This is a genomic window from Nitratireductor aestuarii (assembly GCF_014641695.1).
Taxonomy (GTDB): domain Bacteria; phylum Pseudomonadota; class Alphaproteobacteria; order Rhizobiales; family Rhizobiaceae; genus Chelativorans; species Chelativorans aestuarii.
Genome location: NZ_BMIF01000003.1, coordinates 266682 through 281400, shown reverse-complemented (window position 1 = coordinate 281400; position 14719 = coordinate 266682). Strand labels below are relative to the sequence as shown.

Genomic DNA, 14719 nt, shown 5'->3' with positions numbered 1-14719 from the left:
AATTCTCAACGCTGTTCCGGATCATACCCGCCTGCGGGATCCAGGAGCGCGTAAACGCCGGAGTTCTCCTTCGTGAGTAGCCATTCAAATCGCAATCCCGCGCAGCAGCAGCCCGCGTCGCTCGACGCCTTGAAGCGGGCCCTTACTGTCACGGTCAGGGCGATTGCCGGCGACAACGAACTGGACGTCAGTTTTTCCAAGGACAAGCCGGCCATCGTGGGCAATCGTGCCCGCCTGCCGGATCTTGCCAAGAAGCCAACGGCTGAGTCCATCGCCGTGACCCGCGGCACCGGTGACGCGCTGGCCCTTCGCCACGCCTGCCATGACGCCAGCCTGCATGCAAAGCTGGCGCCTCAGGGCGATCAGGCCCGGGCGATCTATGATGCAGTCGAGCAGGCCCGCGTCGAAGCCATAGGCACCCGCGCCATGCTGGGCGTGGCCGACAACATCGCGTCGATGCTCGAGGAGCGGTACGCTCGCATTCCGGTGATGGAAGGCGCCAGCCGCGAGGATGCGCCAATTGAAGATGCCATCGCGCTTATGGTGCGCGAGCGCCTGACCGGCAAACCTGTACCGCAGAGCGGCGAGCGTCTGGTCGCCCTCTGGCGCGACTGGCTGGAAGACAAGGCAGGTGCCGACCTCGACCGCCTGATCGATACGATCAACGATCAGGACACCTTTGCGCGCACCGTCCGCGACCTGCTGGGCGCGATCGAGCTTGGCGAGGAGCTCGGCGAAGAGGACCTTGAGTCTGAGGACGAGCCCGCGGATGACCAGCCGCAGGGAGAGGACAGCGAAGAGGAAGGCGGCGAGGACCAGTCCGAGTGTGAGCGCACCCAGGCTGAGGACGCCGAAGCCTCCGGCGAAGAAAACGAGTCCGGAGAGAGCGAAGCTTCCAGCACCACGTCCGAAGAAGTGATGGACCCGGACCTCGACGAGGAAAACGCCGGCGAGGGCCGCCGTCCGGAGAACCCTTTCGATCAGGCTGCCAACGAAATCGACTACAAGCGCTTCACGACCGAGTTCGATGAAGTGGTGGCCGCCGAAGACCTTTGCGACGAAGAGGAACTGAACCGCCTGCGCGGCTTCCTCGACAAGCAGCTTGCGAACCTTCAGGGCGTCGTCGGACGGCTTGCCAACCGCCTGCAGCGTCGCCTGATGGCGCAGCAGAACCGCTCCTGGGAGTTCGACCTCGAGGAAGGCGTGCTGGACCCTGCCCGCCTGCCGCGCATGATCATCGATCCGATGCAGCCGCTCTCGTTCAAGCGGGAGAAGGACACGAACTTCCGCGATACGGTCGTCACGCTCTTGATCGACAATTCCGGCTCGATGCGTGGCCGACCCATTTCCGTTGCGGCAACCTGCGGCGACATCCTCGCACGCACGCTGGAGCGCTGCGGCGTTCGCGTGGAGATCCTCGGCTTTACCACCCGCGCCTGGAAGGGCGGCCAGTCGCGCGAAAAGTGGCTCAAGGACGGAAAGCCTGCGGCTCCCGGCCGTCTGAACGACCTGCGCCATGTCATCTACAAGTCTGCTGACGCCCCGTGGCGGCGCGCCAAGCGCAATCTCGGCCTGATGATGCGCGAAGGCCTGCTCAAGGAAAACATCGACGGTGAAGCCCTGCTCTGGGCCCACCAGCGCCTGATGGCGCGTCCGGAGCAGCGCAAGATCCTGATGATGATTTCTGACGGCGCGCCGGTCGATGACTCAACGCTGTCAGTGAACCCGGGCAACTATCTGGAACGGCATCTGCGTGCGGTCATCGATCTCATCGAGACCCGTTCACCGGTGGAGCTGATCGCCATCGGCATCGGCCACGACGTGACGCGCTACTACCGCCGCGCTGTCACCATCGTCGATGCGGAAGAGCTCGCCGGGGCGATGACCGAGCAGCTTGCTTCCCTCTTCGAGGAAGAAAACGCGCGCGGTGCACGTTCACGCGGTCAGTCGCAACTGCGACGCCGGGCCAGCTAGGCATGTATCTTGGACGGCTCGTCCTTCCGCTTCTTCTAGTTCTGAGTATCTCCAGCCCTTCCGCCACTTTGATGGCGGAAGAGCGTGTTGTTGAAGCCGTCGAGGTCACCACCCGGCCAATACGCTCCTTTCGCATCCGCTCGGACGAAGAACGGTTCGGTTCACTCCAGTTCATCGGCGGATTCGAGCTCAAGTCCTCGTACCCTGAATTCGGCGGCTTCTCCTCGTTTCGCTTCGTCCAGCCAGGCGGTCGGATCGTCGGCGTCACTGACAATGGCATGTGGTTTTTTGCCGGTATCGAACGCGATGAGGCGTTCAGGCCCGTTGGCGTAAGCGATTTCTCCATGCAGCCGATCCTGTCCGGTAATCGCCGGGAAAAGGAGAGCTCGGATGCGGAAGCGGTCGCAATCAAGGGTTCGAAGGCATACGTCGGCTTCGAGCGCCAGCACCGCATCACGCAATTCGAGCTTGGCAATGACCGCGCCGGAAATCCCGAGCGCGACATCCCTCCCCTGATCCCGCTCTACGAACTCAGAACCAACCGCGGCTTTGAAACGCTGGCCTTCGCTCCCGAGGACAGCGCACTCGCCGGCGCGCTGGTTGTCGTCACTGAAAAGAGCCTTGATCAGGCGGGGAATATCTTTGCCGCCGTTCTGGAAGGCCCGCGCGAGGGTATTTTCACGGTGAAGCGGGATGCGGGCTACGACATCACCGACGGTGCTTTCCTGCCCAACGGCGACATGCTGCTGCTGGAGCGGCGATTTTCAGTGTTGAGCGGGGTCGCCATGCGGATACGGCGCATTCCGGCATCAGCCATCGCGCCGGGCCATGTTGCTGACGGAACGGTGCTGCTGGAAGCCGACATGGACTACCAGACCGACAATATGGAAGGGCTGGATGTATGGCGTGCGCCGGATGGCGCACTGATGGTTTCGCTCATGTCGGACGACAACCAGTCGATCTTCCAGCGGAACCTTTATCTCGAGTTCCGCTACGTCGGCAAATAGAAGGCTAGATCACGCGTCGTGCCGACTTGATCATCGGCTGAAAGACCGAGAGCAGCGCTCCGTAAGGGACCAGCATCAGGAGCGCGATGGAAATCTTCACCAGGAAGTCGCCAAGGCCAAGTGACACCCAGAGCGGCACTTCAGGGCCAAAGCCCAACAACGGGACAGCGAAGGCAAGCGAGCCGTCTTCAAGCCCGAGGCTCGTGTCCAGGAAGGCAAAGCGCGCCGCGAAGGCGATGCCGAAGAAGATGATCGTGTCCAGCACCGAGCCACAGAAGCTGGAGATGAACGGCGCCTTCCACCAGGTGCCGTTACGCAGCCTGTCGAAGATCGACACATCGAGCAATTGAGCGCAGAGGAACGCCATGCCGGAGGCGATCGCGATGCGCGGGCTTGCGAGCCAGGCTGAGATGCCGAAAGCGAGGATGAAGCCGATCAGCACCAGCTTGCGTGCAGCGCGCACGCCGAAGGTGCGGTTCGTCAGGTCCGTGATCAGGAAGGCGACCGGATAGGTGAACGCGCCCCAGGTGAGAATTTCTCCCAGGCCGAAATGCTCAAACGGATACTGAACGAGGAAGTTGGATGCGGTAACTACAACCGCCATGGCCACCATGAAGGGCCATACAGGAGTCTGAGAGTTCATTTTTTTAGCCTGGGTGATGGAACCAGTGAGGGTGGGCAGAGCCCACGCCTCTCGGATCTTCAAGCGAAGTTACGCAGCAGCAGCGGCGTCTTCAGCAACCTTCTTGGCGATCTGCTTCTTGAGCAGACGAGCGCGCTGTGACAGGTCGTTGGAGCTTGCCTTGAGCAGGAAAGCGTCCAGACCACCGCGATGCTCAACCGAACGGAGCGCATTTGCCGAAACGCGAAGACGGAAGCTCTGGCCGAGGGCTTCGGACATCAGGGTCACTTCGCAGAGGTTCGGGAGAAAGCGACGGCGGGTCTTGTTGTTGGCGTGAGAGACGTTGTTGCCGCTCATCACAGCCTTGCCAGTAAGTTCACAAGCGCGAGACATATTCGTTCTACCTTATCTTTCGGGCAAACCGGACTGACGCCTTGCGGGCGCAAAGACACCGGCAGCCTCGTGGAAACGGTGCTTCCTTAGAGACATTTCCCAGCAAGGTCAAGCTTTGCCGGGAATTCAGGGGCGGAGCATCCATAGAACGGCCAGATTCTACCTGCGTGATGGATAGAGCAGGAGTAACGGAGAGCTGAATGTCATTGCGCAGAGCAACCCTCGTTCTCGCGGCGGTTTGTACCGCCATCATGAGCCTTGCGGCAAGCGCTCAGGCGCAGCGGATGCAATACGACGTCTCGCTGCTGGGGCTTCCCATCGCGCGCGCCGTGTTTGACAGCCGCTTCAATGATGCAGGCTTCGCCATTTCCGGCTCGTTCTGGAGTGCAGGTATCGCGCGCATCTTCGACAAGACGGACGGCACCATTACGGTCACCGGCAGGTTTGACGGCGGAGAAAGCCGGCCGCAGGAGTATGCGCTGAACTACGTGAGCGGCAAGAAGAAGCAGCTGACGCAGATCCAGTTCAACGGGGCACGGGTGACCAACACGGTCAACGAGCCGCCATTGCGCAAGCGCGGTTCTGACTGGGTACCGCTGCAGGACGAACATCTCGCTCGGGTGGCGGATCCCATCACCGCCTTGCTGATGCCCGCGGACAATGCTGCAAACGTATGCAACCGGACGGTCAGGGTCTACGACGGTGAAGCGAGGGTCGACCTGGTGCTGAGGCCTGCGCATCCATCGGACAATTTCCGCTCGGCTGAGGTCACCTGCGTCGCGCAGTTTGTGCCGGTGGCCGGCTATCGCCCGAACCACTCGACCATCAAGCATCTGCGCGACAAGGCGAAAATCCGCATTGGTTTTGCACCCGTCGGCAATCAGAGGCTTTATTCTCCCGTAGAAGCAAGTATTGGTACGAAAATCGGGACCGTGTACGTCAAGGCGCGGCCTGCATAACGCGCTTTTCGGGGGGCTCCTTTATGGTCCGCGCTACGCTTGTCGGCCTTTCAACGTTCGCCATGTGGGCGCCGCTTGCGCTGCTCACCGCCTTTTCGGGCGACGTGCCCCCATTTCTGCTTTCGGCCATCGCCTTCGCCATCGGCACCGCAGTCGGCATCCTCGCCCAGGTTGTCTTCCCGTCTTTCCGGCAGCGGGCGCACGTGCCGCCAGCAGCCTGGCTGGTCGGCATTGCAGGCCTGTTCGGATATCATTTTCTCTATTTTACGGCGCTGAAGAACGCACCGGCAGTCGAGGCGAACCTCATCTCCTACCTCTGGCCGCTGCTGATCGTGCTGGGATCGGCGTTGATGCCGGGCGAACGGCTCGGCTGGCACCATATCCTGGGGGCCATTGCCGGCCTTGCCGGTACGGTGCTGATCGTTGCGAAGGGCGGCAGCCTTTCGTTCGAGGGTCAGCATTCGGTGGGCTATCTTGCGGCTGCAGGGGCTGCGATCTTCTGGTCCAGCTATTCGCTGCTGTCACGGCGGTTCGGGGCGGTGCCGACGAGTACCGTCACCTGGTTCTGCGGCGCGACGGCGGTGCTTTCCGCCCTCTGCCATGTGCTGCTTGAACCGACGATCTGGCCAGCGAACAGTGCTGAGTGGATCGCTGTGATCCTCATGGGCCTGTTTCCGCTTGGCGCTGCCTTCTTCACCTGGGACTACGGCGTGAAGCACGGAAACATCCAGCTGATCGGCTCTGCGAGCTACGTGATACCGATGTTCTCCACGCTGCTCCTGATCATCGCTGGAAGGGCGGAGCTTTCCGCCCAACTGCTGCTCGCATGTCTGCTGATCACCGGCGGCGCAACGCTGGCTGCCAAGAACATGATCCTGCGGTCGCGAAAGCCTGCGGTGGAGACCGTCCTGGATTAGGCCGCGTCCTTGCGCTTGCGGATCTCGGCAAAGACCGCTTCGTCCGTTGCGTCCATCAAATTCAGGTTCTGGCGGATGGCAGGATCTCCCCAGCGCAGGAACGGATTGGTCGCCAGCTCCTCGGCAAGGGTCGTGGGGAGCGTGGGCTTACCGTCACGCACGAGCGCCTCGATCTTTCTGGCGCGGTCCTGCAGTGCCTGATTGATGGGATCTACCGTCAGGGCAAAGCGGGCGTTCGACGCCGTATATTCGTGTCCGCAGTAGACGACGGTCTCAGGCGGAAGGGCTGCAAGCTTCTTCAGCGATTGGTGCATGATTGCAGGTGGACACTCGAAGAGCCTTCCGCAGCCCAACGCGAAAAGTGTGTCGGCGGTGAAGACTATGCCTGAATCCCTGAAATAGTAGGAGACGTGGCCAGCGGTGTGGCCCGGCGTCTCGATGACCGTGGCCTCTTCGCTGCCTATGCGAACGGTGTCGCCTTCCCGCATCGAACGATCGATGCCCGGGATCTTCTCCGCCTCCTTGGCAGGTCCGATAATGGAGAGGCCGAAGCGCTGTTTCAGCGCCAGATTGGCCTCCACGTGGTCGCCGTGGTGGTGCGTGATCAGCAGGAGTGAAGGCGGCTGCCAGCCCGAGGCTTCGATGGCGCGCAGAATCGGCGCCTCCTCCGGCGCATCGACTAGGGCCGTGGTTCCCGACTGACTGTCACGCAGAAGAACTCCGAAGTTGTCGCTTCGGCACATGAACTGATGAACTTCAAGCATGGCACCACCTGTTTCATTCCCGTTGCCCGCAGACTAGATGATCGGCGCGAAAATCAAAAATGCTTTTGGACGTTATGTGCGGGTCAGAAAAGAATGGGGTTGAATGCCGCATGCCGTCCGGGTGTGGTAACCTTGCAGAATGGATTTGAGCCGCCTACCGTTCGCGCATGAATACTGACATCGTTGAATTCCGCTCCTTTTACACGAGCCTCCTTGGCAAGCTGGTCGAACGGTCAATCGCGACCGCGCTTGCGTCCGTCTGGAGCAAGATGCCCGAAGAACGGCTTGTGGGGCTTGGTTACGCCTTGCCATGGCTCGAGCAGCTTGGACGTGATGCGGAGCGGGTCTTCGCCTTCATGCCAGCGCGGCAGGGTGCGGTGCGTTGGCCGTCGCACGGTTTCTGTGCCTCGGCGCTGGTGCATGAGGACGACCTCCCCCTGCCCGACGCTGCTGTCGACCGGATCGTGATGATCCACGCGCTGGAACATGCGGAAAATCCGCAGCAGATGCTGCTCGAAGCCTGGCGGGTGCTGGCACCCGGTGGCCGTCTGGTGATCGTCGTACCGCATCGTCGCGGGCTCTGGGCGCGGTTTGAACATACGCCGTTCGGCACTGGCCAGCCCTATTCGCGCAGGCAGCTCACCGACCTGCTGCGCGATGCGAATTTTACGCCAACGAGCTGGGCGGACACGCTGCACTTCCCGCCATCACAAAAGCGCTGGCTCCTGCGCATGGAGCCGCTGCTCGCAAGTGCGGGCCAGCATCTCTGGCCCCTTTTTGCCGGCGCGTTGATCGTGGACGCCGAAAAGCGGCTCTACCAGGGCATTCCCGCCATGGCGCGCCGGACCAAGCGCGCGCTGGTGCCGGTGCTTTCACCTCAGGGTGCAACGCGCGGGTTCAGACCCGTTGCCGGGCGCGTCAGGGATTAACGTCGCAGCAGGAAGATCGCTTGCTGGCCAAAGAAGTTCCAGAACCACCACGGCATCGAGAGGCCGATCTTCGTGCCGTTGGCGTCGAGTGCCTGAGCACTTTCGACCGTTGCCCCGACCTCGGCGCAGAGGGCGACGAAATCGCGGATGGTGCAGAAGTGGATGTTCGGCGTGTCGTACCACGAGTACGGCAGGTCCTTCGTCACCGGCATGCGACCCTTGAACATCAGCGAACACCGCACGCGCCAATGGCCGAAGTTCGGGAAAGAGACGATCGCGCGGTCGCCGATGCGGAGCAGCTCGTTCAGCACCTCTTTCGGGTTGCGTGTCGCCTGCAGGGTCTGCGACAGCACGACATAGTCGAAGCCCTTGTCCGGGTAGTACGAAAGATCGCGATCGGCATCGCCCTGGATGACAGAGAGGCCGCGCGCAACGCATTCATTCACGCCACGTTGCGAGATTTCCAGACCGCGTCCGTCCACCTGCTTTTCGCGGGCGAGCAGGTCGAGCAGTTCACCGTCGCCGGAGCCGACGTCCAGAACGCGGGAGCCAGGGCGGATGAGGTCGGCGATGACGCGCAGGTCGACGCGGGATTCAGTGTTGACGCTCATTCGCCAATCCCCATCTGGCGGGCTGCTGCATTGACGAAGCCGTGCACCGCCGCATGCATTTCCGGTTCATCCAGCAGGAAGGCATCGTGCCCCTTGTCGGATTCGATCTCCACGAAGGAGACGGAAGCGCCCGCCGCGTTCAGCGCATGGACAATCATGCGGCTCTCTTCAGTCGGGAACAGCCAGTCGCTGGTGAAGGACACGAGGCAGAAGCGGGTCTTCGTTCCCCGAAAGGCGTCAGCCAATCGCCCGTTGTGTTCGGCGGCGAGGTCGAAATAGTCCATCGCGCGGGTGAGATAGAGGTAGGAGTTCGCGTCGAAACGATCGACGAAGGTGAAGCCCTGGTGCCGCAGATAGCTCTCTATCTGGAAATCCGCGTCGAAACCGAAGGTGATCTCGTTCCTGTCCTGCAGGTTGCGACCGAACTTGCGGTGCAGTGCTGCCTCGGACAGGTAGGTGATGTGCGCACCCATGCGGGCCACCGCGAGACCCTTGGCCGGGTGCCGCCCCTGTTCGATGTAGTCGCCGCCGCACCAGTCGGGATCGGCCATCACAGCCTGACGGCCCACCTCGTTGAAGGCGATGTTCTGCGCCGTATGGCGCGCGCCGGTCGCGATCGGGATGGCGAGGCGGACACGGTCGGAAAAGCTGTGCGCCCATTCGAGCACCTGCATGCCACCCATGGAGCCGCCAACGACGGCGAAAAGCTGGTCGATGCCCAGATGGTCCACCAGCATCGCCTGTGCCTTCACCATGTCGCCAATGGTGATCACGGGAAAATTGAGGCCGTAGGCCTTGCCCGTGGCCGGGTCGATGGTGGCCGGGCCGGAAGAGCCCATGCAGCCGCCGATCACATTGGAGCAGATGACGAAGAAGCGGTTCGTGTCGATCGGCCTGCCCGGACCGACCAGCATCTCCCACCAGCCGGACTTGCCGGTGACAGGATGGACGTTCGCCACATGCTGGTCCCCCGTCAACGCGTGGCAGATGAGGATCGCGTTGGAGCGGTCCGCGTTCAGCTCGCCTTCCGTCTGATAGGCAATCTGAAATGGGGAAAGCAAACTGCCGGAGCCCAGCTTCAGTGGCTTATCGGCACCGAACTGAACCAGCTTGCTTGTTGGCGAATTTGCTTCATCGCGGGCAGATCTAACTTTTGACTGTTCCATACTGTTTGCCGTTCGCCGGAAACAAAAAGACCGGCACTGTTGTAACAATTGCCGGTCACGGAACACGGGATCGGCCCTTTAGCAAGTTATTTAACGTGGCTGCAAGCCGACCGGCCAAATCACCACGGATTTGTCTCACCTTTAGAACCGGAACCCCTTTGCGTCAATGAGTTTGATAGGATAAAGCAAGTGCGCCTAACCAATGGATTTGATGATGAGCACACTTGATCGCCCGCAGCCCAGACCGGGCGTAATGGATATCGCCGCCTACGTTCCTGGCAAAGAGACTGTTGAGGGCGTGGCAAAGGTGTACAAGCTGTCGTCCAACGAGACGCCGCTTGGGGCTTCTCCCAAGGCGATTGAGGCGATTGCAGCCGTGACCGATCGACTGGAGATCTACCCGGACGGTCAATCACACAAGCTGCGCGATGCCATCGCCGAAGTGCACGGGCTCAACCCGGCCAATATCATCTGCTCTAACGGATCGGACGAGCTTCTTGGCCTGCTCGCGCATACGTATCTGCAGCCAGGCGACGAAGGCATCATCACCGAGCACGGCTTTCTGGTCTACAAGATACAGATCATGGCAGCTGGCGGCGTACCGGTCGTGGTGAAGGAAAAGGATCAGCAGGTTGACGTCGACGCCATCCTGGCGGCCGTGACGGACAAGACCCGTCTCGTCTTCATCGCCAACCCAGGCAACCCGACCGGCACCTATGTTCCTGCCGAAGACGTCCGCCGCCTTCATGCGGGACTGCCAAAGAACGTCTTGCTGGTAATCGACGCCGCCTACGCGGAATATGTGCGCAAGAACGACTACGAAGCTGGGATCGAGCTCGTCTCCTCCTACGAAAACGTGGTGATGACCCGGACTTTCTCGAAGATTTACGGCCTTGCCGCTATGCGCATCGGCTGGATGTACGGCCCCCTGCACGTCATCGACGCGCTCAACCGCGTTCGCGGCCCGTTCAATGTGAATGCGCTGGCCATCGAAGCTGGTGCTGCGGCGATCCGCGATCGTGTCCACGTGCAGAATGCAGTGGAGTATAATCTGAAGTGGAAGGACTGGCTCACCGAGGAGCTGACCACGCTCGGCCTGCGCGTTACGCCATCCGTAGCAAACTTCATTCTGATCCAGTTCCCGGACCAGGATGGGAAGCGCGCTCCGGACGCAGACGAATTCCTCTGTTCGCGCGGTTTCGTTCTCCGGCAGGTCAGGGGCTATGGCTTCCCGAATTCGTTGCGCATGACCATTGGACCGGAAGAAGCAAATCGTGGCGTGGTGGACTCGCTGCGAGAATTCCTGAGCAGGTGATTTGTGACTGACCCCCACTTTAATAAGGTCGCGCTGATCGGCATCGGCCTTATTGGCTCCTCTCTGGCGAGAGTCATTCGCCGGGAGAAGCTGGCAGATACCATCGTAGTCAATACTCGCAGCGCGGAAACGCTTGCCCGCGCGCGCGAACTGGACCTTGGCGATGAGTATTATACGAGCGCTGCAGAAGCCGTGCGTGACGCCGACCTCGTCATCGTCTGCGTGCCGGTTGGTGCGTGCGGCCGCGTTGCCACCGAGATTGCCCCTGCCCTGAAGGCAGGCGCCATCGTTACGGATGTTGGTTCGACCAAGCGCTCCGTCATCGAGCAGATGAGCCCTGAGCTGCCGGACACGGTAGAGTTTCTTCCAGGCCATCCACTCGCCGGTACGGAGCATTCCGGCCCGGACGCCGGCTTTGCCGAACTCTTCCGTAACCGCTGGTGCATTCTGACGCCTGCTGGTCGTTCAAGCGACGAAGCGGTCGAAAAGCTCACGGCGTTCTGGGAAGCCTGCGGCTCGCGCGTCGACACGATGGATCCGGATCACCACGACAAGGTTCTGGCGATCGTCTCGCACCTTCCGCACATCATCGCCTATAACATCGTCGGCACCGCGGACGATCTTCAGACGGTGACCGAGTCGGAAGTGATCAAGTACTCGGCTTCGGGTTTCCGCGACTTCACGCGTCTGGCCGCTTCCGACCCCACCATGTGGCGAGACATCTGCCTGCACAACAAGGATGCGATCCTGGAGATGCTGTCGCGCTTCTCGGAAGACCTGTCGGCGCTGCAGCGGGCCATCCGCTGGGGTGACGGTCAGGCGCTGTTCGACCTGTTCACGCGCACCCGCGCCATCCGCCGGTCGATCATCGACGCAGGTCAGGACGTGGCCGCACCGGACTTCGGTCGTCAGGCTTCAGGGCAGAAGTGATTCTGGAACGGTCCCCGCAGGCAGTGGGGACCGATTTCCTGTTCAAGCTGCGAGAGCCTGACCGACACGTTCGCGCAACTCCACCAGCGTGAAGGGCTTGTTCACGACACCTCTGACGGTGCCATCAAGCTCCACTGCCCGCTCCCGCTGATCGGCAAAGCCGGTCATCAGCATCAGCCGCAGATGTGGGAAGGTCCGCGCAATCTCGCGGGCCATCTCGATGCCGTCCATCGTCGGCATGCGGATGTCTGAAAGCACCAGGTCATATGCGCCCGCTGCTTCCATGATCTTGTTCAGGCCGTCGAGCCCGTCCTCAGCAGTCTCCACGGTGTAACCGGAGGCTGCCAGAGCGCGGGCAACGAAGGACCGTACGGAAATATCGTCTTCGACAACAAGTAACTTAGCCATGAGCGGACCTTGCCACGGACTTCTTACGGTTCGCTGAACTGGCAAAGTGAACAAATGGTTCCTGTGGAAGACGCCCTATCTTCCCTCAGGCGTCACCCCGCACGACACCGACAAACGGCAGCTCGCGGAAGGCATGCGCGACGTCCATGCCGTAGCCGACCACGAAATAATCAGGACATTCGAAGCCCACATAATCGGCTTCGATATCGATCTGGCGCTTCGACCGCTTGTCGAGAAGCACTGCGATCGAGACTGACTTCGCGCCACGCGAAAGCATCAGGTCGCGCACGAACTTCAGCGTCTTGCCGGATTCCAGAATGTCATCGATGAGCAGGATGTCGCGGCCGGCAACATCGTTGTCGATGTCGCGCAGGACGTTGATCTGGCCGCTCGTGGTGCCCGTGCCGTAGCTGGAGATCATCATGAACTCGACCTCGGGCGATATCCCCGCATCATGCATGGCGCGAATGAGGTCAGCCGCGAAGATGAAGGAGCCCTTGAGGATCGAAATGACGAGAAGATCCTCGTATTCCCGCTCCGCGACCTGCTTGGCGAGCTCCAGGTTGCGCCTCGCGATCGTTGAAGCGGAATAGAAAACCTCAATATCCTTGCCACGGACTACCGGCATTGGCCCTTGTCTCCATCAAATTATAAGCGAACACTTACGCCATAATCTGGCGCCATAAAATGGCGGAAGGCATTTTCGCTTGATCCAGAGGGCAATCGATCCTGCATGTCCCCAGCAAATATTGCAGGTTCGACGTGCGGCAACGCGGGGGACGAAAAATTCGGTGGAATACGCGCTATTCTCAGCCGCGATCAGCCTATGTTAAGCAGGCGTTAACCATAACGCTTCGATTGTGCAGCAAACGCCCGGGGTTCCGGGCCGTACCAGATATGGCAAGTTTCAGTGATACGTTTTGAGAATGTAGGCCTCAGATACGGAATGGGTCAGGAGGTTCTTCGTGATATCTCCTTCCGCATTCCCGAGCGCTCGTTTCAGTTCCTGACCGGACCTTCGGGCACCGGCAAGACGACGCTTTTGCGCCTGCTGTTCATGTCGCTGAAGCCAACGCGCGGCCTCGTGACGATCTTCGGCAAGGACCGCTCCCGCATCACCCCGCAGGAGCTTCCGCTCATCCGCCGCAAGATCGGCATGGTGTTTCAGGACTTCCGCCTGCTTGATCACCTGACGACCTACGAGAACGTGGCCCTGCCGCTGCGCGTTCGCGGACGCGAGGAATCCAGCTACAAGAATGACGTTACCGACCTCCTGAAGTGGGTCGGTCTTGGCGACCGGATGCACGTTCTGCCACCAGTCCTCTCGGGCGGTGAGAAGCAGCGTGCCGCGATTGCCCGCGCGCTCGTCGAGCAGCCAAGCATTCTGCTTGCCGATGAACCCACGGGTAACGTGGACCCGCAGCTTGCCCGGCGTCTGCTGCGCCTCTTCATCGAGCTCAACCGGATGGGTACCGCGGTGCTGATCGCAACGCACGATCTCGGCCTCATGGATCAGGTTGACGCGCGACGCATGGTGCTTTCCGGTGGAAGGCTGGAAATCTATGACTAGCCTTTCCCGCAGCTCCAACGCGTTTGACAGGGCAAAGGGCCTCACCAGCGGCATGAAGCGCTTCGCCCGGAACAGGCTTGGCAGTGGCCAGAGCCCGATCGTACCGAGGGACAATGTTGCCTCACGGGCCATGGTGCTGGTCATTGCAATCATGACCTTCCTGTCGTGCCTGACCCTTGGTGGGGTTACGCTGGTGCGCGATACGGCGACCACCTGGCAGACGCAGATTTCGCGGGAAGCGACCATCCAGATCAAACCCGCCGACAATCTCGACATGGAAGAGGCGCTGACGAAGGCGCAGTCGATCGCTTCGACCTATGCCGGCGTGCGGACCGCCACGATCGTTGACCGCTCCGCCACCGTGCGCCTGCTCGAGCCGTGGCTGGGATCGGGACTGGAGCTTGAGTCGCTGCCGGTGCCGCGGCTGATCATCGTCACCATTGATCCAAACACACCGCCGGACTTTGAATCTATGCGCGCGGAACTCGCCCAATCGGTGCCGCAGGCGATCCTCGACGATCACCGCACCTGGGTTGACCGCCTCGTTGCAATGGCAACAACCACGGTGACCATCGGCATGGCGATCCTGGCGCTGATGCTTTCAGCCACCGCGCTTACGGTTATCTTCGCCACGCGCGGAGCCATGTCCGGCAATGTTCATGTCATTGAAGTGCTTCACTTTGTTGGAGCAGAAGCGCCCTTCATCGCGCGCGAATTCCGCCGTCACTTTCTTGTGGCCGGACTGCGCGGCGCTATCGGCGGCGGCGTCGCTGCCATCATTGTCTTCGTTGTCTTCTCCTGGTGGTCGTCGCGCAATCTGGGCACGCCGGAAGGAGACCAGGCTACGGCGCTCTTTGGAAACTTCGCCATCGGAAGTGCGGGTTACGCCGGCGTCGCTCTGATTGCCGTATTGATTGCAGTACTGGCTGCCGTCACCTCCCACTTCACAGTGATCACTTATTTGCGGCGAATTGAATCGTGATGCCAAACTCCCTCACGCCATGATTCTAACAGAAATTATTTTTGTAAGGCGCGGTGTGCAGTTCTGTCCGCCAGCCGCATTTATCGGTTACAACTAACGGTATGAGTGACGTGGCACAGGCGATTGATGGAGCGAGATCACGGACTTGGCTTCGGCTAAGGTCTCTCTATCG

At 60.9% G+C, this 14719-nt stretch carries 16 protein-coding genes and 1 riboswitch; of the genes, 9 read left to right on the top strand and 7 right to left on the bottom strand.

Going from position 1 to position 14719, the window contains the following annotated elements:
• The first annotated feature begins 72 nt into the window (after positions 1-72).
• Positions 73-1974: a cobaltochelatase subunit CobT gene (cobT, locus tag IEX27_RS07490; RefSeq protein WP_188720322.1), complete on the top strand. Its 1902-nt coding sequence runs from the start codon at positions 73-75 to the stop codon at positions 1972-1974.
• Between the two features lie 71 nt (positions 1975-2045).
• Positions 2046-2981: an esterase-like activity of phytase family protein gene (locus tag IEX27_RS07485; RefSeq protein ID WP_244630267.1), complete on the top strand. Its 936-nt coding sequence runs from the start codon at positions 2046-2048 to the stop codon at positions 2979-2981.
• Between the two features lie 4 nt (positions 2982-2985).
• Here IEX27_RS07485 and IEX27_RS07480 read toward each other — a convergent pair whose 3' ends face one another.
• Together IEX27_RS07480 and rpmB are read right to left on the bottom strand one after the other, a co-directional pair.
• On the bottom strand, positions 2986-3624 hold the full coding sequence (locus IEX27_RS07480; RefSeq protein ID WP_188720320.1) for a VUT family protein: 639 nt from the start codon (positions 3622-3624) through the stop codon (positions 2986-2988).
• A 69-nt stretch (positions 3625-3693) separates the two neighbouring features.
• Entirely contained in the window at positions 3694-3996 is a 303-nt protein-coding gene (gene rpmB, locus IEX27_RS07475) for a 50S ribosomal protein L28 (protein WP_188720319.1), read from the bottom strand.
• 200 nt (positions 3997-4196) lie between these two features.
• Here rpmB and IEX27_RS07470 point away from each other — a divergent pair, with 200 nt between their 5' ends.
• Both IEX27_RS07470 and yddG read left to right on the top strand, forming a co-directional pair.
• A complete protein-coding gene (locus IEX27_RS07470) occupies positions 4197-4955 on the top strand; it encodes a DUF3108 domain-containing protein (protein WP_188720318.1) in 759 nt (252 codons plus the stop codon).
• 23 nt (positions 4956-4978) lie between these two features.
• Entirely contained in the window at positions 4979-5872 is an 894-nt protein-coding gene (yddG, locus tag IEX27_RS07465; protein ID WP_188720317.1) for an aromatic amino acid exporter YddG, read from the top strand.
• Here the strand turns inward: yddG and gloB are convergent.
• Positions 5869-6636: a hydroxyacylglutathione hydrolase gene (gloB, locus tag IEX27_RS07460; protein WP_188720316.1), complete on the bottom strand. Its 768-nt coding sequence runs from the start codon at positions 6634-6636 to the stop codon at positions 5869-5871. The two genes, yddG and gloB, sit on opposite strands and share 4 nt — an antisense overlap.
• Positions 6637-6803: 167 nt before the next feature.
• Between gloB and IEX27_RS07455 the strand changes: the two genes are divergently transcribed.
• Positions 6804-7565 carry a class I SAM-dependent methyltransferase gene (locus IEX27_RS07455; protein ID WP_188720315.1) on the top strand — a complete coding sequence of 254 codons (762 nt, stop codon included), beginning with the start codon at positions 6804-6806 and terminating at the stop codon, positions 7563-7565.
• On the opposite strand, the gene metW is transcribed toward IEX27_RS07455, so the two are convergent.
• Complete coding sequence (gene metW, locus IEX27_RS07450; protein ID WP_188720314.1) at positions 7562-8176, bottom strand: methionine biosynthesis protein MetW; 615 nt, start codon at positions 8174-8176, stop codon at positions 7562-7564. The genes IEX27_RS07455 and metW overlap by 4 nt on opposite strands.
• Positions 8173-9342, bottom strand: a complete 1170-nt coding sequence (metX, locus tag IEX27_RS07445; protein ID WP_188720313.1) for a homoserine O-acetyltransferase MetX — start codon at positions 9340-9342, stop codon at positions 8173-8175. Before metX ends, metW begins: the two co-directional genes overlap by 4 nt.
• A 58-nt stretch (positions 9343-9400) precedes the next feature.
• Positions 9401-9478, bottom strand: a riboswitch (SAM riboswitch).
• Between the two features lie 78 nt (positions 9479-9556).
• On the opposite strand from metX, the gene hisC reads away from it, so the two are divergent.
• Both hisC and IEX27_RS07435 read left to right on the top strand, forming a co-directional pair.
• Positions 9557-10657: a histidinol-phosphate transaminase gene (gene hisC, locus IEX27_RS07440; protein ID WP_373869866.1), complete on the top strand. Its 1101-nt coding sequence runs from the start codon at positions 9557-9559 to the stop codon at positions 10655-10657.
• A gap of 3 nt (positions 10658-10660) precedes the next feature.
• Positions 10661-11587 carry a prephenate/arogenate dehydrogenase family protein gene (locus tag IEX27_RS07435; RefSeq protein ID WP_188720311.1) on the top strand — a complete coding sequence of 309 codons (927 nt, stop codon included), beginning with the start codon at positions 10661-10663 and terminating at the stop codon, positions 11585-11587.
• 42 nt (positions 11588-11629) lie between these two features.
• On the opposite strand, the gene IEX27_RS07430 is transcribed toward IEX27_RS07435, so the two are convergent.
• Both IEX27_RS07430 and hpt read right to left on the bottom strand, forming a co-directional pair.
• Entirely contained in the window at positions 11630-11995 is a 366-nt protein-coding gene (locus tag IEX27_RS07430) for a response regulator (protein ID WP_188720310.1), read from the bottom strand.
• A gap of 85 nt (positions 11996-12080) precedes the next feature.
• On the bottom strand, positions 12081-12623 hold the full coding sequence (gene hpt, locus IEX27_RS07425) for a hypoxanthine phosphoribosyltransferase (protein WP_188720309.1): 543 nt from the start codon (positions 12621-12623) through the stop codon (positions 12081-12083).
• A 282-nt stretch (positions 12624-12905) separates the two neighbouring features.
• Here hpt and ftsE point away from each other — a divergent pair, with 282 nt between their 5' ends.
• Positions 12906-13565, top strand: a complete 660-nt coding sequence (ftsE, locus tag IEX27_RS07420; RefSeq protein WP_188720308.1) for a cell division ATP-binding protein FtsE — start codon at positions 12906-12908, stop codon at positions 13563-13565.
• A complete protein-coding gene (locus IEX27_RS07415; RefSeq protein ID WP_188720307.1) occupies positions 13558-14547 on the top strand; it encodes a cell division protein FtsX in 990 nt (329 codons plus the stop codon). Before ftsE ends, IEX27_RS07415 begins: the two co-directional genes overlap by 8 nt.
• Positions 14548-14719: the final 172 nt, after the last annotated feature.